Below are 19,820 nucleotides of genomic sequence, written 5' to 3' on the forward strand. Positions count from 1 at the left end.
AAAGCCATTTAGGGGGTCTTGATTATGCTAAAAATAGGTATTATTGGAGCGGGTAGAATTGGAAAGGTACATGCAGAAAGTATAACAAAGTTTGTACCAAATGCTGAGGTAAAGGCGATTGCTGATCCATTCATGAACGATGAAACAAGAGAATGGGCAAAGACAATGGGAATTAAGGAGATTTACACTGATCATAAAGAGATTTTAAATGATTCTGAAATTGAAGCTGTATTAGTTTGCTCTTCAACTGATACACATTCACAGATGTCAATAGAAGCTGCTGAAGCTGGAAAGCATATATTCTGTGAAAAGCCAATAGATCATGATTTAGGAAGAATACACAAAGTGCTAGAAGTAGTAGAAAAAGCAGGAGTTAAGTTTCAAGTTGGATTTAACCGTAGATTTGACCATAACTTTAAAGCAGTTAAAGAAGCTGTAACAGCAGGAAAAATCGGTGATCCACACATTATAAAAATCACATCAAGGGACCCAGAGGCTCCTCCAGCAGAATACGTAAAGGTTTCAGGCGGTATATTCCTGGATATGACTATCCATGATTTTGACATGGTTCGTTATCTTTCTGGTAGTGAGGTAGAAGAAGTTTATGCAGTAGGAAACGTACTAGTTGATCCAGCTATTGGGGAAGCAGGAGATGTTGACACAGCAATTATTACACTAAAGTTTGCAAATGGTGCTTTAGGAGTTATAGACAACAGTAGACGTGCTGCCTATGGATATGACCAAAGAGCTGAAGTATTTGGATCTAAGGGTTCTGTAGCTGTAAAAAATGATACAAACTCAACGGCAGTAATCAGTACTGTAGATGGAGTAAATGCTGAGAAGCCACTTTACTTCTTCTTGGAGAGATACATGCAGTCATTTGCAGATGAGGTTAAGCAGTTCGTAGATGCAATCGTTAATGATACTGAGGTATCTGTTACAGGAATCGATGGACTTAAGCCGGTATTAATTGGTTTAGCGGCTAAGAAATCATTAGAAGAAGGTAGACCAGTAAAGATTAGTGAAATAGAAGAATAAAGACTTAGGGGGAAAGTGACTATGGAAAACATGAATGCAGAAGCTAAAGTATTTATTTCTGGATTAATGGAGAGAGCTAGAAAGGCTCAAGCAGAAATAGAAAACTATACTCAAGAGCAAGTTGATACACTAGTAAAGGCAATAGCATGGGCAATTGTTAAGGAAGAAAATTCAAAAAAAATATCAGAGCTTGCTGTTGAAGAATCACAGCTTGGAAACTATGACGGAAAATATATAAAGCTTCAAAAGAAGGTTAAAGGTAACCTTAGAGACATGAATGGTGCTAAATCAGTTGGTATCATTGAAGAAGATAAAGTAAAGGGACTAATCAAAATAGCAAAGCCAGTTGGAGTTATAGGTGCTTTAGTACCTTGTACAAATCCAGAGGCAACACCAGTAATTAAGGCTATGAATGCTATAAAGGGTAGAAATGCAGCTATATTTGCACCACATCCAAGAACTAAGAAAACAAACACATTGATTATAAATACAATGCGTGAAGCACTTAAGAAATATGGTGCTCCAGAAGACCTATTAATACCAATTGAAGAGCCGACAATGGAAGCAAGTGGCGAACTTATGAAGCAATGTGACCTTGTTGTTGCTACAGGTGGTTCAGGAATGGTTAAGGCAGCTTACAGCTCTGGAACACCAGCATACGGTGTTGGTGCCGGTAATGCAGTAGTTGTTGTTGATGAAACAGCTGACCTTAAAGAAGCAGCTAACAAAATAATGTTAAGCAAGACATTTGACTTTGCTACAAGCTGTTCTTCAGATAACTCTATAGTTGTAGTAGAAAGTGTATATGATGAATTAATGGAAAATCTAAAGGCAGAAGGAGGATACTTAGCTGCTGGTGATGAGAAAGAAAAGGTTCAAAATGCACTATGGGTACATGGACACTTAAATCGTGATATTATTGCACAGCCAGCAGAGAAAATAGCAGAGGTAGCTGGATTAGAGATACCAGAAGGAAAGACTTTCATTATGGTAGAAGAAGAAGGTGTAGGAGCTGACTATCCATTCTCGGGAGAAAAAATGTCAGTAGTATTGACTGTATATAAGGCTAAAGACTTTGATGCAGCAATAGATAAGGTTAATGAAATAACTTCATACCAAGGTTCAGGTCACTCATGTGGATTATACACATATGATGAAGAAAGAGTTAAGGAAATAGGACTTAGAACTAAGACCAGTAGAATAATGATAAGACAGCCACAATGCTATGGTAACAGCGGTAACTGGGACAACGGAATGCCATTTACATTAACACTAGGCTGTGGTACTTGGGGTGGTAATATAGCATCAGAGAATATAACTTACAAGCATTTCATAAATGTTACTTGGGTATCTTCTCCAATAGAGCCAGTTATTCCAACTGATGAAGAGTTATTTGGAAGTATAATGAATGACTAATTAATAAAAGAATAAAAATAGCATGACAATTTACCTTTGTTGTGCTATTTTTTTTAATAGCATATAGGAAATTATGAGGTTTTTTATCTCTTTTTCTGATATTATGGTAGTAATAGACTTATAAGAGAAGATATACAAATATGAGAGGTGATATACGTTGAACAATCCAAATATTTTATTTGAAGTTAAGAATGGTATTGGTTTCATTAGACTTAATAGGCCAGAAAAGAGAAATGCCCTTTCTTATCCAATGATAGAGTGTATGTATAAGAAGTTACTAGAATGGAAGAATGATGATAATGTAGCAATGGTGTTATTAGAAGGAGAAGGTGATAAAGCGTTGTGCTCAGGCGGAGATGTTGTGCATCTTCGAGAGAAAAGATACTCTAATATCGATGAATATGCCTTTGGATTCTTTTATACGGAATACTGTATGAATATGCTTATATTTACCTATCCAAAACCAATCATGTCATATATGACTGGTTTCGTTATGGGAGGTGGAGTAGGTATCTGTGTTGGTACAAGCCATAGAATAGTTACAGAAAAGACAAAATGGGCAATGCCAGAGATGAATATTGGACTTTATCCAGACGTTGGAGGAAGCTATTTTATGAATAAAATGCCAGGTCAAACAGGACGTTACTTGGCACTTACTTCAAAATCTGTTAAGCCAGCTGATGTCCTATATATAGGTGCAGCGGATTATTATATAGATACTAGTTCGTGGGAAGAGCTAAGACAAGCCATTGTAGATAAAACATGGACCCTTGATGGTACTGGTGAGAAACTAGATGATCTAATATCTCAGTATAGTAAGGAGCCACCTATAGCTTCACCCCTTGAACAGTTAGAAGAGAAAATAAACTATTATTTTGGATTCGATACTATGGAGGAAATAGTAGAATCCTTACAGCAAGCCGCTGATAAGGGAGATGAATGGGCAGATGATGTTGTAAAAACAATATTTACGAAGTCACCGACATCCCTTAAGGTTACACTTAAGCAACTTAATGAAGGAAAGAAGAAAACAATGAAGGAATGCTTTAAAATGGAACTAGAAATGAGTATGAACTTCATGCATTACGATGACTTCTTTGAAGGTGTTAGAGCTGTGCTGGTGGACAAAGATAGAAATCCAAAGTGGAATCCTTCTACTTTAGATGATGTAAAACAAGAAGTGGTAGATTCATTTTTCTCATATACTTGGGAAGATGGGAAAAATCCTTTAGAGGATTTTGAAATATAGTTAAGTAAGAATAAGGACAACAAGGGACTAAACTCAGAAGATATTTTTATGAGATAGTCCCTTTATTTTTGTTGACAGTTTCAATAACCAATATTATATTTAAAAATAAGAAATAAAAACAGAATTGTTTCAATAATTAGAAAAAATATATAAGGTGGGATAACAATAGTGGAGAATAGAGAGATTTTATTTGAAGCAAGTAATGGAGTTGGGTGGATAAAGCTAAATCGCCCTGAAAAGTTAAATACATTTTCAGATAATATGATTGAGCTTTTGTATGACCAACTGCTAAAATGGAAGAATGACCAAAGTATTGCCATACTTGTTATTGAAGGAGAAGGTGAAAAGGCGTTTTCAGCAGGCGGAGATGTTAGGCAACTCTATGATCTAAAGGATGGCAATATAATAGAATCGGCAATAGAATCTTTTTCTAGGGAATACCGTATGGATTTAACTATGCATCTATATCCTAAGCCTATACTTTCTTATATGGATGGTTATGTTATGGGTGGTGGAGTTGGTGTATCCGTTCCTGGAAGCCATAGAATAGTTACGGAAAGAACAAAGTGGGCAATGCCTGAAACAAGTATTGGACTTTATCCAGATGTAGGATCTAGCTATTTTATGAATAAAATGCCTGGTTGTATAGGGAGATACTTAGCATTGACATCAAAGTCAATCAATGCTGCAGAAGCCCTCTATTCAGGAGTAGCAGATTATTATATAGATAGCAGTTCATGGGATGACTTAAGAGAGGCAATTATTGAAAGAAATTGGAACACTAAAAGGTCAAAGGAGGAACTTGGTAATTTAATATCTAAATATAATAAGGATCCTAACATGAGTTCACCAATAGTCGATTTAGAGTCAAAAATAAACAAGCATTTTGCTTTTAATACCATAGAAGAAATAGTAGATTCACTTCGGAGCTCAGCCAATAAAGGTGACGAATGGGCTGATAAAACTATAAAAACCATACTTTCAAAATCTCCAACTTCCCTTAAGGTTACACTTAGACAACTTATAGAGGGAGAGAAAAAATCCATTAAAGAATGCTTAATGATGGAACTTACAATGAGTATAAACTTCATGAAATGTCATGACTTTTTTGAAGGTGTGAGAGCAGTACTGGTAGATAAAGATAAAAATCCAAATTGGAATCCACCAACTTTAGAAGAGATAAAGGAAGAGACTGTAGCTTCGTTTTTTACATATCCCTGGAAGGATGGAAATAACCCTTTAGAGGACTTTGAAATATAAAATTGTATTGAAGGACCCTTCTAAAATATAGATGTGTGATTGAGAAATTTAATCTACTTAAGTTTCTGAGTTCATATCTATATCTTAGAAGGGCTTTTAATTTTTAAGCAAGCTTTTCTATTGAAATATATAACTTTATAAAATAAACTAAATTAAAAGGTTTGAATTTTTAAAATATTATGTCTTTGGTTATTAACAAGCGGGTTTAAAAGACTATAAAAACTTAAAATGATAAAGAAGGTGAATAGAATGGAAAAAATCAAAGTCAATTTGCTAGGGACTCCCAGAGTCTTAAAGGACGATGAAGAAATAATATTTCCATATGGAAAAGCTGAAGCTATATTTTACTATTTGATTGTTGAAAAGCAGGCAACAAGAGAAAAGCTATGTCAGTTATTTTGGGATGATATTTCTTATGATACAGCTAAGAAAAATCTGAGGAATGCAATATATTTGATTAGAAAATCCTTAGATAAAAATATTTTAATATCACCACGAAGATCAATTATTAAATTGAATTCACAAGCAAATATTGAAGCCGATGTTGAGTATTTAACTTCTGAAGAAGATATTGAGAAAAACGAGAAATCCTTTAGAAATTTAAGAAACAAAGACTTTCTTGAAGGATTTGTTCTAAAGAATGCTGATAATTTTCAAGAGTGGATTTTTTCAACCAGAGATTATTATAAGGAATTGCATATAAAAAAGATACATGTGGAGATAGAGAAATGCTTAAGAGATGGCGACTTGAAGATTGCAGAGCAGTTTTGTAAAAAATTAATATCTATAGATGAATTCGATGAATCCGCATATAGGAGTTTAATGAATATTTATAAGACGGAAAAAAGGTATGATAAATGCTTAGAAATATATAATGAATTGCTGAATACTTTTCAGAGAGAGCTTAGTATTGTTCCTGATAAGGAAACTAGAGATTTATTCAAGGAAATTGTAGCTGAGAAAGAAAAAAATAGTGGGATTAAAAAAAAGAAATCAAAGAAATTTTTCTACGGAAGAACCAAAGTGCTAAGTATATTAGACGATAATATAAATAATTTTTTAAAGGATAGGAAGGCGAAATCCTTCGCAATCATAGGTGAAGTAGGTGTGGGTAAAACTGCTCTTATGGAAAGAACCCTAGAACTTTTAGACAGAGACGAAATGTACGTATTCAGTTCAGTTTGTTATAGGGCAGAAAAAGAGTTTCTTTTAAAGCCATGGCATAGAATATTTAAACAATTTTATAGTGTTATTGATGAAGACAAAATAGAAATACCACCGCTAATAAATAAGGTTATATCCTATGCATTTCCAAGGTTTGAAAAGGGGAATATGAAAATATATAACAAACTAGTAGAGCTAGCTGACTTCTTGAGATATCAAGTAGTCGAGCAGGGAGTTATTGATGTTTTTCTTCACCTTGCACAAAATAAAAAAATTGTAATTTTTATTGATGATATTCAGTGGATAGATTATATGAGTTTGAAGCTGCTTAAAAATATGTTAATTCAAATTCACAACCAGGAAATTATATTTTTGATCACCTGTAGAAATTCATATAATAAAAATATTGAAGATTTTTTTACAGAAATGGGAATGTATTCTTTAATAGACAGGCTTCGCCTTGAAAGATTTAATGCTGATGAAACTCTAGAGTTTTTTAATAGTCTAGTAGGTCAAGATAACTCCTTCACTAAAGAAATTGAAAGTATTTTGTACAATGAAACTAAAGGAAATGCACTTTTCTTGATTAATTTAGTTGACAATTTGTTGGCAGAAAAGGATGTTAGTAAGCTATCTCCTATGTTGCAGGACATAATTGAAAGTAGGTTGCTAGATGTAAGTGAAGAGGGCTTAAAGTTATTAGATATTATCTCGGTTTTTCCTGACAGAGTAACTATAGGGTATTTAAAAGAAATATTAGGGAATAGTGAGATGGAGATTTTGGATGTTGTGGAGGAGTTGTTGCAAAGAAATCTTTTAAGGGAAGTTAAGGATTTACCTGAAATAGGTTTTGAGTTATCACATCCAAAACTTAAAAAGTATATTTACTCAAAGTTATCCTTTGCTAAAAAGCGGTTATTAAGTAGTAGAATAGATGCTATGACTAGTAAAAGGTAATACCATGAAAATGTAATCTTTTTATAACTCTATAGATGTGTAATTGACAATAAAATTAGACGTTTGATTGACGATATAAGCTAGACCATAGAGTGACGGTGATGATGTAATATTAAATACAACAGAGGGGTTAGAGAGGTTAAATAACTTAGGGAGGAAGTATGATATGTGAACTTCATATCTTTAATCCTTTTGAAAAACTACTTTTGGGAGGTATTTTATGGTAGCTTTAAGTTTCATTGACTGGATCGTCATAATACTATTTTTCATCTTGATAGCGTATGTTGGTAAATGGGCATCGTCAAAGGTAAAAAGCGAGGAAGATTATTTGATCGGAAGTAAGAGTCTTGGGAAGCTTCCAACGGCACTAAGCACAGCTGCCACGGACTTTGGAGGGTCTAGCTTAATAGGTGCCGCCGGTTTAGCCTATACTGCAGGTATAGCAGGGGCATGGTGGAACTGGAGTGCAGTACCGGCATGGATTATACTAGGACTTACCCTTGCCAAAGGATTTAGAAAACTTGGACTAACAACGGTTCCAGAGTTCCTTGAAAGACGTTATAGCGTTAAAACGAGAGTTGTTGCTGCACTTTTATACCTCGGTGGGCAAACGGTTTCAATAACAGCACAGACTGTTGTGGCGGCATTGGCCATTACTACATTAACAGGTATACCGCAGCATTACACATATATCATTGCAACTGTATTATTTGTTACATATACTGCGGCAGGAGGACTGGTAGCCGTTGTTTGGACTGATGTTATAGAATACTTTGTTTTAATGTTTGGTGTTATCATAATGATGCCATTAGCAATATCTAAGGCTGGAGGAATGTCTCATATAATGCAGACGGTTCCAGCGTCGTTTTGGGATTTGGGTGCTATGGGTACAATGGAGCCAGCAGCCTGGATAGCTCTTTGCTTCTTTGCATATTCAACTAATCAGCATGTTGTTCAAAGACTATTTGCATCAAAGGATGAATCAACTGCAAGGTTTGCATATATATTTACAGGTGTAAATTTCATTTTTTATGGATTAATAGTAGCTGTATTGGGTATTGCAGCGTCGGTTATTGCACCAAACCTATCGGATCCAGACATGGCTGTTCCAGTACTTATTCAACAAGTGTTACCAGTTGGGATAAGAGGACTACTACTAGCATCAATCCTAGCGGCAACAATGTCTACAAGTTCATCTAAACTCAACTCCTGTGCAACAATATTTCATGTAGATATTTATAAGCGATTGATTCGTAAGGATATTTCAGAAAAAGAAGGCATATTTGTTGCCCGTGTTACTACGGTAGTTATTGCTCTGATATCACTATTATTCTCTAAGATATTAACAGGGGTAGTAAGTATCATAGTTCTATCTAGTTTGATTTACTCAGCCGGTGTGTTTTTCCCACTGATTTTAGGTATGCGCAACAAGAAGGTTAATGCCTATGGTGCAACATCAGCAATCATATTAGGTGGAGGATTTGCAGTATTATCTAAATTCTATCTGTATAAACATGTTGGTGGGTTCTTTGGAGGACTACACCCAATGTTTGCCGGTTCGATTGCATCATTACTCTTACTACTTATAGTGTCTAAATTAACTCCAGCACCTTCACCAGATAAATATGCTTTTATAGAAAGTTTAAATGAAGAAGAATTGACCAAAAAATTCTAAATAAAGTAGGCTGAAGAAATGGAAATAAATTTATTAGTACCACTAAAGAATGAAGAAGAGATAATTGAACAATATAGAAAGACGAATAAGGGATTTTTGAGACTTAAAAAAAATATTTCTATGCCTCGGAAAATCGAATTAGTTTATAAGCCTTATTATTTTCATCGTTATAGCTATAATGTAAAATCCTTCAAAAAGGCTTTCACAGAAGAAATAGGGACTTTAACCGATGGTCTCAGCAGCATAAGCGCTTTACTAAAAGATAGTATGGAAATAAGTAAAATCAATAATATTCCTAGAGAGAAAGTACTAGAACCTAAGGTTTCGGAAAAGGAATCTGAGGAGAACTCTCTAGGAATAGTACAAAAGAATATGTACATGAGATATAAACATTATTACAAATGTAATCTAGTTGAGAGTCAAATTATTTATAGAGGTTTTTACTTACTTGAGCTTGATGGTAGGAATAAACCAATGATTTTACATGGAGATTTCTATGAAATAAAATAAAGAACTTTTACTTATATTTTCTTAGGATTGTAACTTATATCTAAATTTATCGTTTTTAAGACAAGTTTTTTTGGAAGGAAGATAACTAATGAATGAGTCAAGTATTGTTTTAAATGGTAGAAGTTTATCGATTGATGATGTTTACAGAGTGGCTAAGGATAGGGTAAAGGTTGAAATTAGCTCAGAATCCTTGGAATTATTAGAGACCACAAGAAAGCTTGTATTTGAACTAAGCAATAGTGAAGAAGAAATATATGGATTGACTACAGGTGTTGGAGCGAATAAGGATAATAAAATACTTCCAGAATACTTTTCCACATTTAATCGTAATCTTATACTTGCCCATTGCGTAGGTATAAAGCCTGAAGCAAGTGAAGAGGTCGTTAGAGCTGCTATGGTTGTAAGGTTAAATACCTTGCTGCTAGGAGCAACAGGAATTCAACCTAAAATTGCAATGATGTATAAGGATTTTTTAAATTACGAGATACACCCTGTGATGCCTGAAAGAGGCTCTGTTGGAACTGCCGATGTCACAACTCTTTCTTATATTGGTCTAGCTATGATGGGGGAAGGAGAGGTTCATTACAAAGGGTCTAGGATGAAGGCAGATAAAGCGCTAGAACTAACTGGGCTTGAGAAAATTGTATTTGGACCCAAGGATGGATTGTCTATAGTTAGTTCAAATGCTTTATCAGGAGGAATGGGAGCCTTAGTATTCAAGGAGATTAAAGATCTTCTAGATATGGCTGATGTAGTATATGCTATGTCATTAGAAGCAATAAATATAAACACAATGTTTATAAATCCAAAATCCAATGAATTGAGACCATTATCAGGGCAAATATATTCTAACAATAAAATCCTTGATTACTTAGATGGGAGCTATATATGGGATAACGATAACAGATCTCTGCATGGCAGTATGGTATTTAAAGCGGGATGGGCAATACATGGGTCTGTAAGGGACGCATTAGAATATACTGAAAAGTACTTAAGTGTACAGCTGAACTCTTCTGATGATTGTCCATATGTCCTATTGGACGATAAAGATATTATCTCGACTGCCAATTTTATAGTGATGAGCTTGGCGGTTGGTTTTGAGATGCTTGGTGTTGCATTGAGCCACCTATCAAAGACTATTTGTAATAGGGTATTGAAGCTTTCCCAGCCTAAATACACGGGATTACCAAGATTTTTAAGGCCTAGGGATGATGTGATTGCCTTTTCTACTATGCAGAAATCCTTTACTTCTCTGGATACTGAAATTAGACATATGGCAAATCCGGCAACCTTAGATTATTTTGCAACATCCAATGAAACGGAAGATCATGGCAGTAATACCCCTTATGTTATAAGAAAAATAAATAAAATCGTTGATGACTTAAGATATATTATAGGGATTGAAATGATGCATGCTGCTCAAGGAATTGACCTCAGGAAAGGTATGAAGCTTGGAAAGGGAACAAAGATTGCATATGAAACAGTAAGAAAAGAGATTACTTTTCTAGATGAAGATAGAGATTTATCCGTCGATATTGAAAAGGCTTATAACATTATTAAATCAGGGATCTTATTAAAACATATCAAGGAAGTAAAATATGGGGGAAAAAATGATAGACATTTTTAATGAAATAAGGCAAATAAATAAAAAGATCATATCATGGAGGAGAGAGTTGCACAAAATTCCTGAAATAGGATTGAATTTGCCAAATACTATGGCGTATATATGTAGTAAATTAGATAGCATGGGTGTGGAGTATAGGGTTCATAAGAAGACTTCAGGAATTGAAGGCGTGCTAATGGGTAGTGAGCCAGGGAAGACGATAGCCCTAAGAGCAGATATGGATGCAATACCTATTGAAGAAAAAACAGGATTACCCTATGCTTCGAATAATGGAAATATGCACGCCTGTGGACATGATTGTCATATGGCTATGCTTCTTGGAGCTATTAAAGTATTAAATTTAAATAGAGATAAGATAAAGGGGAATATAAAATTTATATTTCAGCCAGGTGAAGAGGGTTATTGTGGGGCAAAGGAAATGATAAATGAAGGTGTTTTAGAAAATCCTAAGGTTCATGCCATGATAGGATTACATGTTACTAATGCTCTAAATGGAGTAAGCAACGGAAAAATAGGCATTGGATATGGACCTTTAATGGCAAGCAGTGACACCTTTAAGGTAAAGATTATCGGAAAGGGGAGTCATGGAGCAAGACCGGAAATGGGCGTTGATCCAGTAGTTATTTCGGCTCAGGTAATCACAGCTTTGCAAAGCATTGTAAGTAGAGAGATTGGCGTATCGCAAAATCTTGTTATAACAGTTGGTAAAATCCACGGCGGAACAGTGCCAAATACTATACCGGACTATGTTGAGTTCGAAGGTACAGTTCGAACCCTAGATGAAGAACTACGTAGAAACGTAGCAAAACGGATTGAGCAAATAGTAAGTAATGTTACTAAAAGTATGCTAGGAAATTACGAGCTTTCCTATAACTTTAGATATCCTCCAGTGGTGAACAATATCCAGCTTACTAAAGAAATTAAAGAGTCTATAGAAAAGGTAGTAGGAAAAGATGGTGTTGTAGAGATTGAATCACCGATTATGGCGGGCGAAGATATAGCCTATTTCTTTCAAGAGGTACCAGGAACATATCTACATCTAGGCAGTGTGATAGAAAATCAAGAAGAGAAGATTACCATGCATAATCCTAAATTTCAGGTAAACGAGGATGTATTGTGGATAGGCTCAGCAGTATTGGCGCAAAGTGGAATAGATTGGTTGTCAAGAAATATGTAAATAAAAGACTGTTCAATTATATTGCGTAAAAAAGAGGTCCTATTAGATAGACTTATCTAATGGGACCTAAAATAAATATTGATAAATATTTTTCAAACTCTATTATATAGATGATGTAAGATTATGTCAACTTTTGTATTCTATTTTTTAAGTAGTATATGATTTAGGAAGTGATACAATGAATCTACATCCATCCTTATAAGAAGTGTCTAGCTTAATATCTCCACCATGAATATTTATTATCCCCTTACTTATTGCAAGACCAAGTCCAGTACCACCGGTCTTAGAGTTTCTAGAGTTATCGGCTCTGACAAAGGGGTCAAATATACTTTCAGCAAGCTCAGATGGAATGCCTACACCACTGTCTTCGATTGTCAAGAAAACCCTACTACTTGAATCCTCAAGCTTTAACCTCAATGACATATTTTTTTCTCCATATTTTATACTGTTATCTAATATATTATTAATTGCCCTTTCGAGTTTCTGTGAATTCATTTTTATCATAATATCTTTATCAGGGATATCAAAATCATAATCTATACCTTTGTCATCTAGCTCTGGAATATATCCTACTAATATTTCCCTTATAAACTCACTAAAATCCTGATTTTCAAGTCTGATATCAGAAGTACTATTTTCCATATGTGACAACTCAAACAGGTCTTGAATCAAATTATTTGATTTCTTACTATTAGAAATAATTATATTTAAATATTTATTTCTCAAATCTTCTCCTAAGTCGTTATCATGATAAAGTGTCTCGGAATATCCTAAAACATTAGTTAAAGGCGTTTTAAGATCATGAGATATATCCAAAATCAACTTTTTTCTATTCCCTTCTGATTTTTCCCTAAGATTTATTTCATGTTGAATTTTCTCAGACATTTGATTTATGGACTCGATTAAATAGCCTAATTCATTTTTTGATTTATAATTTATTCTTGTAGAATAATCTCCATTACCTATGGTTTTAACCCCTTCTAGGATTTTTCTAATAGGATGTACTAAAGTTTTAGATGTTAACTTTGCATATATTAATAGAACTGCTAGAACGCTTATGGCGAAAAACAATAAAATATATAGTTGTAACCTTTTAAAAAATTTCTTATCCTCGTCTCTAAAAAAAACATCGTTATAGATAAGATTAATAGTTTCCTTTTCGTTAGAGTAATAAAACTGATACCCTGATGAATAGTCTAAGGCTAATTTATTGAATTCCGACTGAGGATAGGTATATCCAATACTATGAGTACTATTATACTGATCGATAACTGTTAATTCTGAATCTAAAATTTCAATATAGGAACCCTCGGCAAGTTTATGCATCTCAAAGGTTTTTTCAGGACCGTAGCTATCTATGTGTTCATCTATACTAGTTAAGTTCATACCGTTAGAATCATAATAATTTTTAATACTGTAGGATGAAATAGCTAAAGTTAAAATTAGAACTAATACTAATAATACAAATAGGAATAAATAATTTAAAAATAACTGAACAGAGATTGATATTTTTTTAAAGGGATTAATATTCAATTTTAGTCTAGTCATTAGACCTTACCATCCTATAACCTACGCCACGTATGGTTTTTAAATACTTTGGCTTTCTTGGATTATCTTCGATTTTTTCTCTAAGATTGCTAATGTGAACCATGATAGTATTATCGTCTTCAAGGTACTCTTCTTCCCAAACTGCTTCGTAGAGCTGTTTTTTGGTAAATGCTCTGTCTAGATTTTTCATGAAAAGAGCAAGCATATTGAATTCTTTTAGCATTAGATCGATGACTATGCCATTTTTTTTAAACTCATAGTTTGTTAAATTAAGCGTTAGTTCACCATTGGTTAAGGTGTTGCTGAAATCACTACTTGAATACTCCATATATCGTCTAAGATGAGCCTCGACCCTTGATATGATTTCAATTATACTAAAGGGCTTTACAACATAATCGTCAGCTCCAAGGCCAAGCCCTAGTATCTTATTAGCTTCTTCCGTTACGGCTGTCAAGAAAATGACTGGGATATTGCTCGTTTCCCTAATCTTCTTAATAACTTCAAAACCATCCATTTCAGGCATCATTACATCAAGTATGAGTAGATGAATATTTTCTCTAGATACTATGTCTAAGGCTTCAACACCATTTGAAGCTTGAAAAATCTTATACCCTTTATTACTAAGATGGAGATTTAAAAGAGCCCTTATATCATCTTCATCTTCTGCAACTAAAATATTAATATCCATAATTAGAACTCCCTTCGCTACTTTTCATACTAATTATATTATATAAATAATAGAAGTTAAATAAATATTTAAGGCTATTTAAGATTTACATAGGAGAACTTAAGACTGATGTAAGTAGGGTGTAGTTATAATATAGACATAAAATCTTTAATTATAAGAGAAAAGTAAATTAAAAATAAAAACGAAAAATTCTGAAAATTGTGTTAACGAAACATGAAATTAGTGATATAATGAAAATAATTACAGTATAACTGTAATTATTTCATAAATACTAAAATCATTACAGTCATTCTATAGAAAAGGAGAAAAAATATGATTGAGATTAGCAAAGAAATTAGAAGAATAAGGAAAATGAAAGATATAACATTAAAAGAGCTGAGTGAAAAAACGGGATTGTCAGTAAGTTTTTTATCACAAATTGAAAGAGGTGTGTCAAGTATGGCGATCACTTCATTGAAGAAAATTGCTGATGCTTTAGATGTTCCCATGAAGAAATTCTTTGATGAAGAATCAGATTTGCATTTTATGAGAAAAAAGGAAGAACAAAAGTTTATAAGTATAGAGAGATCCAATATGCAATATAAGAGACTTAGCGGAATGTTTGAAGGAAGGAAACTAGAGTCTATACTGCTTACCTACAAACCAAATAGTGGAGATACTGAGGAAATTTCTCATGAAGGTGAAGAATTCTACTATGTCTTGCAGGGAGAGGCTACCTTTACAATAGATAGGAAAAAATATGTTATAAAGGAGGGTGAAACAATACATTTTCCTTCTACATTACCTCATTCTCTATCAAATAATTCGGATGTCGAATTAAAGATGCTAAGCATTTTAACACAGTTAGTATTTTAAGCCTGGATTATTCTATTTACAATTTTTCAAGCACTTTATGGATAATCTCGGTTAAATATAATAGAACCTACTAAAAAATTATGAGAGGGGGATGTGATGAAGATTATTTCCGAAAAAGACATGGCTTCAGATATTTTTAAAGGATATGAAATGCTAGAAGTTTTTGTGGATTTTAAAGAAAATGACTGCATAGTGAAAATGGGTAAAGCTGTTATAAAAAGTGGAGCGAGGATACCAGAGGATGGTTTTGGAGTCCATGATGCTGAAGAATTATCTTACATCATAAAGGGCAGTCTTAAATCTGCAACGAAGCAAGACAAAACTACAGTGAAGGCAGGTGATTTTTCCTACATTCCAGCTGGAGAAGAACATTGGTGCCAAAACATTTCAAATGAAGATTGTGAGTTGATTTGGTTCTTACTAAAAAAGGAATAATCGATATATAGAATGCATTTAAAGAAATACTATTCTTTAACAACACTTCAGATTTGCATATCACATAAGAACAACAACTATAAGTAACCAAAGCCAAAAATTATCTTGCCTAGGAGAAGACTATTCTTAAGAAAACTCAACAAATAATTAAATCTATTTTTAAAACTACATATTGATACGTAACATTAAGATTTATAATAAATTTTTGTAGAAATAATGAACGCTTCTACATTTTTCTATGAAAATTTATTTAACCTTGAAGTTGCTTATCTATAACAATAGTGTAGCTTGTATCATCAATAAGATTATCCGGTGTGCTTTTTAAAAAGGGGGAGCAATTATGCGTATAGCAACTGATATTGGTGGAACTTTTACAGATATTGTATATATTACTCAGAATGGAGAAATAGGCATTGAAAAGGCCCATACAACACCACCAAACTTTGAAAAAGGAGTAATTGATGTTATCAAAAAAAGTAAAATTCCTACCGAAGCTGTGATTAGTTTGAGTCACGGAACTACTGTTGTTATTAATTCTTTGACTGAGAGAAAGGGAGCTAAAACTGCACTGATAACAACTAAAGGTTTCAGAGACATACTGGAAATAGCTAGGGGAAATAGACCAGACCTATTTAATGTAAGATTTGAGAAACCAAAGGTGTTTGTTCCTAGATACCTTAGACTAGAAGTTGAAGAAAGGATTAACTATAAGGGGGAAATAATTAATCCTTTAAACGAAGATGATGTGAAAAGATGTATAGATTATTTCAAAAAGGAGAAGGTAGAGGCTATAGCAGTTGTGTATCTACATTCATACATTAATGACATTCATGAAAGAGAAACTGTGAAGCTCATTAAAGAACTGTGGCCTGAAGTTTATGTAACAGGATCATATGAGATAACTAAGGAGTGGAGAGAATATGAACGCTCCAGTACAACAGTACTAAACTCCTATGTTAAGCCTATTGCAGCTAAGTACGTAGATAAGCTTTATGAAGAATTAGAAGAGATTAATATAAGGTCACCTAAGTATATTATGCAGTCGAATGGAGGAACTACAACCTTTGAAAAGGCAAAGGAAAGTCCGATAAATATGGTTGAATCAGGTCCTGTAGCAGGAATTTTCGGTTCAGCTATGCTGGGTAAATTATTGGGAGAACAACAGGTTATAGGCTTCGATATCGGTGGAACTACTGCAAAATGTTCCCTTGTCGATGGTGGAGAAGTGAAGGTTACAACGGACTATAAAATTGAGAAAACCAACATAACAGCAGGATATCCTATTAAGGTGCCTGTAGTAGATATAGTTGAAATCGGGAATGGTGGAGGTTCTATAGCGTGGATTGACGGTACAAATTCTCTAAGGGTAGGACCACAATCTGCCGGAGCACTGCCAGGACCTGTAGCTTATGGATTAGGAGGAGAAGAGCCAACAACTACTGATGCAAATCTTTTGGTGGGAAGATTGTCACCAAAAAACTTTGACATGGAAGTTGATATGGAAAGAGTTAGAGATGCAGTAAAAGAAAAGATAGCTGATTCTTTTGATATGAGCGTTGAAGAGGCTGCCCTTGGAATAATCCGAATAGCAAATTCCAATATGCTCAACGCCTTGAAGCTAATCTCAGTTCGTAAGGGATATGATCCAAGGGAATTTTCTTTAGTAGCCTTTGGTGGAGGAGGGCCTATGCACGCGGCTCCATTAGCAAGGGAACTGGGAATAAAAAAAGTTATAATTCCTGTAGCTGCTTCAGTATTTTCTGCATGGGGTATGTTGATGACGGACTTGAGACAGGATGATATACAAACCTTCAATGTCCGTTTAGATAAAATGAACTTGGATAAATTTAATTGTGAATGGGAACAACTTGAAGATAAGGCTATCGCAGAATATGGCGAAAAGGGAATAGATGAAGATAATGTAGTTTTTGTAAGATACCTTGATATGAGATATTGGGGACAGGAACACACCGTTAAAGTTCAAATCCCAAATGTAGAGATTAGCGAGGGGGATATAAGTGAAATAATTGAGAGATTCCATGTAGAGCACGAGAAAAACTACTCCTTTAGAATAGATGATAGTTTAACTGAAATAGTGAATTTACACCTTACTGCCTTTGGAAAAGTTGAAAAGGTAGAGATTAAGGAATTAGAAATCAAACCTTACTCATTAGATGAAGCCATTAAGGAAGTGAGACCTGTAACATTTGAATCGATCGGGAAAATAGATACAAATGTATATGATAGAGAGAAACTATCTCCAGGAATGAAAATAGATGGGCCGGCTATAATTGAGGAGGTTACGACATCAACCGTTGTGTATCCTGAAATGGAAGTAATAGTTGATAAATATGGAAATCTAATTATTAAAACGGAGGTGTAAATTATGGAAAAGGATAAAAGGGTTGATCTATTTACTTTAGATATTATTAAAGACTCTCTTCATGCAATTGGTGAAGAAATGTTTATATCCGTTGCAAGATCATCTAAAAGCCCAGTTATTTACGAAGTTCTTGATTTTGCATCAGGTTTAACCGATGCAGAAGGAAGGCTTCTAACTCAAGGTAATGGGGTTACAGGATTTATTGGGATGCTGAGCTCTATGGTAAAAGAGGTTATTGATAAGTTTGTAAAGCCAGGAAACATTAAGGAAGGAGATATAATAATTATTAATGACCCCTATGGGGGTGGCGGATCCCATCTTTCTGATGTAGGGCTTGTAATGCCTATTTACTATGAAGGTAATATAGTAGCTTTTTCTGCAAACAAAGCACACTGGACAGAAGTTGGAGGAAAGGATCCTGGTTCATGGACGGTAGATTCAACAGAAATTTATCAGGAAGGGCTACAGTTTCCCTGTGTAAAAATTTGTAATGAAGGGGTAATGAATGAAGCTCTGATTGATGTAATTAAAGCTAATGTAAGATTTCCGGACCTTTCAATTGGAGATATGTGGGCTCAAATATCTGGATTGAAAACAGGTGAAAAAAGAGTTGTTGAGTTGTGTGATAAGTTTGAAAAAGAAATTGTCTTGTTAGCAATTGAGAGGCTTTTGAAAAACAGTGAAGAATTATCAAGAAAACAAATTATGGCACTTCCAGATGGTGAGTATGAAGCAGAGGATTGGATCGATGATGATGGAGTAGGAAATGGCCCATTTAAAGTAAAGGTAAGGGTGACTATCAAGGGTGATGAATTTATTGCAGATTTCAGAGGCAGTCAGCTACAGGTTCCTGGACCTATAAATGTTTCTTTTACAGGATTGTTATCGGCTGTTAGGGTTATATTTCTTGCTGCAACAAATCCATCCCAAGACGTTAACGATGGAGTATTTAGCCCATTAAAAATCATAGTAGATGATGCTTCAATATTTAATGCAGAAAGACCAGCAGCAGTTTCGACCTATTGGGAAACTATGCTTTACGGCATTGATCTAATCTGGAAAGCCTTAGCACCGATTTTACCAGACAGATTGACAGCTGGACATTTACTTTCAGTATGTGGGTTTGTACTTGCTGGTACACATCCAGATACAAAGGAACCATATATAGCTGTAGGACCATCACTAGGGGGATGGGGAGCTGGTAAGGGTAAAGATGGAGAAAATGCACAGTTTTGTGTTGCTGACGGTGAGACCTTTAATATTCCAGTAGAAGTGCTTGAAACAAGATATGGGTTCTTTGTAGAAGAGTATAGTTTAAGAGCCGATGGAGCAGGAGCAGGAGAGTATAGAGGTGGTAGTGGAGTTGTAAGAACATATAGAATGCAAAACGATGGAAACTTCTTTACAGGAACCTTTGGAAGATTTAAATTCTTACCATGGGGAATGGCAGAAGGTAGAGATGGTTCAAGGAATGAATTTGAGATTTTAAAAGCCGATGGCACAATAGATGGTCCCTTTGGAAAGTATGCTAGATATCCAATAAACAAAGGCGATGCAGTTAAAATGTCTACTGCAACAGGTGGAGGCTATGGAAACCCATTTAATAGGACCGTAGAGAAGGTTATATTAGATGTAAAAAATAATTTCATCACCTTGGATCAGGCAAAGGAGGATTATGGAGTAATAATTGATCCAATATCCTTTGCAGTATTAGATGTGACAGAAGCAAGAAGACATAATGAAAATATAGATATTATATAAAAAAAGAGATAGGGGTGTCTCAGAATGGCGAATTTCTGCGTTGTTTGAAATGTTCACCGACTTGGCACGTACATTAGTAC

The 19,820-nt window shown here is 34.4% G+C and carries 15 protein-coding genes; 13 read left to right on the forward strand and 2 right to left on the reverse strand.

Annotation, left to right across the window (positions count from 1 at the left end; translation table 11 throughout):
* Positions 1 to 24: 24 nt before the first annotated feature.
* From iolG to R9X47_RS21250, 9 genes are all read left to right on the forward strand, one after another.
* On the forward strand, positions 25 to 1,038 hold the full coding sequence (gene iolG, locus R9X47_RS21210) for an inositol 2-dehydrogenase (RefSeq protein ID WP_432663081.1): 1,014 nt from the start codon (positions 25 to 27) through the stop codon (positions 1,036 to 1,038).
* Between the two features lie 21 nt (positions 1,039 to 1,059).
* Positions 1,060 to 2,454, forward strand: a complete 1,395-nt coding sequence (locus R9X47_RS21215; RefSeq protein WP_432663082.1) for an aldehyde dehydrogenase family protein — start codon at positions 1,060 to 1,062, stop codon at positions 2,452 to 2,454.
* 157 nt (positions 2,455 to 2,611) lie between these two features.
* On the forward strand, positions 2,612 to 3,703 hold the full coding sequence (locus R9X47_RS21220; protein WP_432663083.1) for an enoyl-CoA hydratase/isomerase family protein: 1,092 nt from the start codon (positions 2,612 to 2,614) through the stop codon (positions 3,701 to 3,703).
* A 168-nt stretch (positions 3,704 to 3,871) separates the two neighbouring features.
* Complete coding sequence (locus R9X47_RS21225) at positions 3,872 to 4,963, forward strand: enoyl-CoA hydratase/isomerase family protein (protein ID WP_432663084.1); 1,092 nt, start codon at positions 3,872 to 3,874, stop codon at positions 4,961 to 4,963.
* Between the two features lie 249 nt (positions 4,964 to 5,212).
* The gene (locus R9X47_RS21230) at positions 5,213 to 7,084 is read left to right on the forward strand and encodes an AAA family ATPase (protein ID WP_432663085.1); all 1,872 of its coding nucleotides are present in this window, start codon (positions 5,213 to 5,215) and stop codon (positions 7,082 to 7,084) included.
* Between the two features lie 220 nt (positions 7,085 to 7,304).
* Entirely contained in the window at positions 7,305 to 8,759 is a 1,455-nt protein-coding gene (locus R9X47_RS21235) for a sodium:solute symporter family protein (RefSeq protein WP_432663086.1), read from the forward strand.
* A gap of 18 nt (positions 8,760 to 8,777) precedes the next feature.
* Positions 8,778 to 9,269 carry a hypothetical protein gene (locus R9X47_RS21240; RefSeq protein ID WP_432663087.1) on the forward strand — a complete coding sequence of 164 codons (492 nt, stop codon included), beginning with the start codon at positions 8,778 to 8,780 and terminating at the stop codon, positions 9,267 to 9,269.
* Between the two features lie 88 nt (positions 9,270 to 9,357).
* Complete coding sequence (locus R9X47_RS21245; RefSeq protein WP_432663088.1) at positions 9,358 to 10,896, forward strand: HAL/PAL/TAL family ammonia-lyase; 1,539 nt, start codon at positions 9,358 to 9,360, stop codon at positions 10,894 to 10,896.
* The gene (locus R9X47_RS21250; protein ID WP_432663089.1) at positions 10,880 to 12,070 is read left to right on the forward strand and encodes a M20 metallopeptidase family protein; all 1,191 of its coding nucleotides are present in this window, start codon (positions 10,880 to 10,882) and stop codon (positions 12,068 to 12,070) included. Before R9X47_RS21245 ends, R9X47_RS21250 begins: the two co-directional genes overlap by 17 nt.
* Before the next feature lie 147 nt (positions 12,071 to 12,217).
* Here R9X47_RS21250 and R9X47_RS21255 read toward each other — a convergent pair whose 3' ends face one another.
* Positions 12,218 to 13,618: an ATP-binding protein gene (locus R9X47_RS21255; RefSeq protein ID WP_432663090.1), complete on the reverse strand. Its 1,401-nt coding sequence runs from the start codon at positions 13,616 to 13,618 to the stop codon at positions 12,218 to 12,220.
* On the reverse strand, positions 13,611 to 14,300 hold the full coding sequence (locus R9X47_RS21260) for a response regulator transcription factor (RefSeq protein WP_432667678.1): 690 nt from the start codon (positions 14,298 to 14,300) through the stop codon (positions 13,611 to 13,613). The genes R9X47_RS21255 and R9X47_RS21260 overlap by 8 nt, the downstream gene beginning before the upstream one ends.
* Before the next feature lie 318 nt (positions 14,301 to 14,618).
* Between R9X47_RS21260 and R9X47_RS21265 the strand changes: the two genes are divergently transcribed.
* From R9X47_RS21265 to R9X47_RS21280, 4 genes are all read left to right on the forward strand, one after another.
* Positions 14,619 to 15,161 (forward strand): helix-turn-helix domain-containing protein, encoded by a 543-nt coding sequence (locus tag R9X47_RS21265; RefSeq protein WP_432663091.1) that lies wholly within the window; start codon positions 14,619 to 14,621, stop codon positions 15,159 to 15,161.
* A gap of 96 nt (positions 15,162 to 15,257) precedes the next feature.
* Positions 15,258 to 15,596 (forward strand): cupin domain-containing protein, encoded by a 339-nt coding sequence (locus tag R9X47_RS21270; RefSeq protein WP_432663092.1) that lies wholly within the window; start codon positions 15,258 to 15,260, stop codon positions 15,594 to 15,596.
* 340 nt (positions 15,597 to 15,936) lie between these two features.
* Entirely contained in the window at positions 15,937 to 17,979 is a 2,043-nt protein-coding gene (locus tag R9X47_RS21275) for a hydantoinase/oxoprolinase family protein (RefSeq protein WP_432663093.1), read from the forward strand.
* Positions 17,980 to 17,982: 3 nt separating this feature from the next.
* Positions 17,983 to 19,740, forward strand: a complete 1,758-nt coding sequence (locus R9X47_RS21280; protein WP_432663094.1) for a hydantoinase B/oxoprolinase family protein — start codon at positions 17,983 to 17,985, stop codon at positions 19,738 to 19,740.
* Positions 19,741 to 19,820: the final 80 nt, after the last annotated feature.

The sequence above is a fragment of the Wukongibacter baidiensis genome (assembly GCF_050888315.1).
Taxonomy (GTDB): Bacteria; Bacillota; Clostridia; order Peptostreptococcales; family Caminicellaceae; genus Wukongibacter; species Wukongibacter baidiensis.

What these genes read in the sequence shown, in the direction of transcription:
- iolG (WP_432663081.1), top strand. Translation starts at nt 25, where the DNA reads ATGCTAAAAATAGGTATTATTGGAGCGGGTAGAATTGGAAAGGTACAT.
- R9X47_RS21215 (WP_432663082.1), top strand. Translation starts at nt 1,060, where the DNA reads ATGGAAAACATGAATGCAGAAGCTAAAGTATTTATTTCTGGATTAATG.
- R9X47_RS21230 (WP_432663085.1), top strand. Translation starts at nt 5,213, where the DNA reads ATGGAAAAAATCAAAGTCAATTTGCTAGGGACTCCCAGAGTCTTAAAG.
- R9X47_RS21235 (WP_432663086.1), top strand. Translation starts at nt 7,305, where the DNA reads ATGGTAGCTTTAAGTTTCATTGACTGGATCGTCATAATACTATTTTTC.
- R9X47_RS21240 (WP_432663087.1), top strand. Translation starts at nt 8,778, where the DNA reads ATGGAAATAAATTTATTAGTACCACTAAAGAATGAAGAAGAGATAATT.
- R9X47_RS21245 (WP_432663088.1), top strand. Translation starts at nt 9,358, where the DNA reads ATGAATGAGTCAAGTATTGTTTTAAATGGTAGAAGTTTATCGATTGAT.
- R9X47_RS21250 (WP_432663089.1), top strand. Translation starts at nt 10,880, where the DNA reads ATGATAGACATTTTTAATGAAATAAGGCAAATAAATAAAAAGATCATA.
- R9X47_RS21255 (WP_432663090.1), bottom strand. Translation starts at nt 13,618, where the DNA reads ATGACTAGACTAAAATTGAATATTAATCCCTTTAAAAAAATATCAATC.
- R9X47_RS21265 (WP_432663091.1), top strand. Translation starts at nt 14,619, where the DNA reads ATGATTGAGATTAGCAAAGAAATTAGAAGAATAAGGAAAATGAAAGAT.
- R9X47_RS21270 (WP_432663092.1), top strand. Translation starts at nt 15,258, where the DNA reads ATGAAGATTATTTCCGAAAAAGACATGGCTTCAGATATTTTTAAAGGA.
- R9X47_RS21275 (WP_432663093.1), top strand. Translation starts at nt 15,937, where the DNA reads ATGCGTATAGCAACTGATATTGGTGGAACTTTTACAGATATTGTATAT.
- R9X47_RS21280 (WP_432663094.1), top strand. Translation starts at nt 17,983, where the DNA reads ATGGAAAAGGATAAAAGGGTTGATCTATTTACTTTAGATATTATTAAA.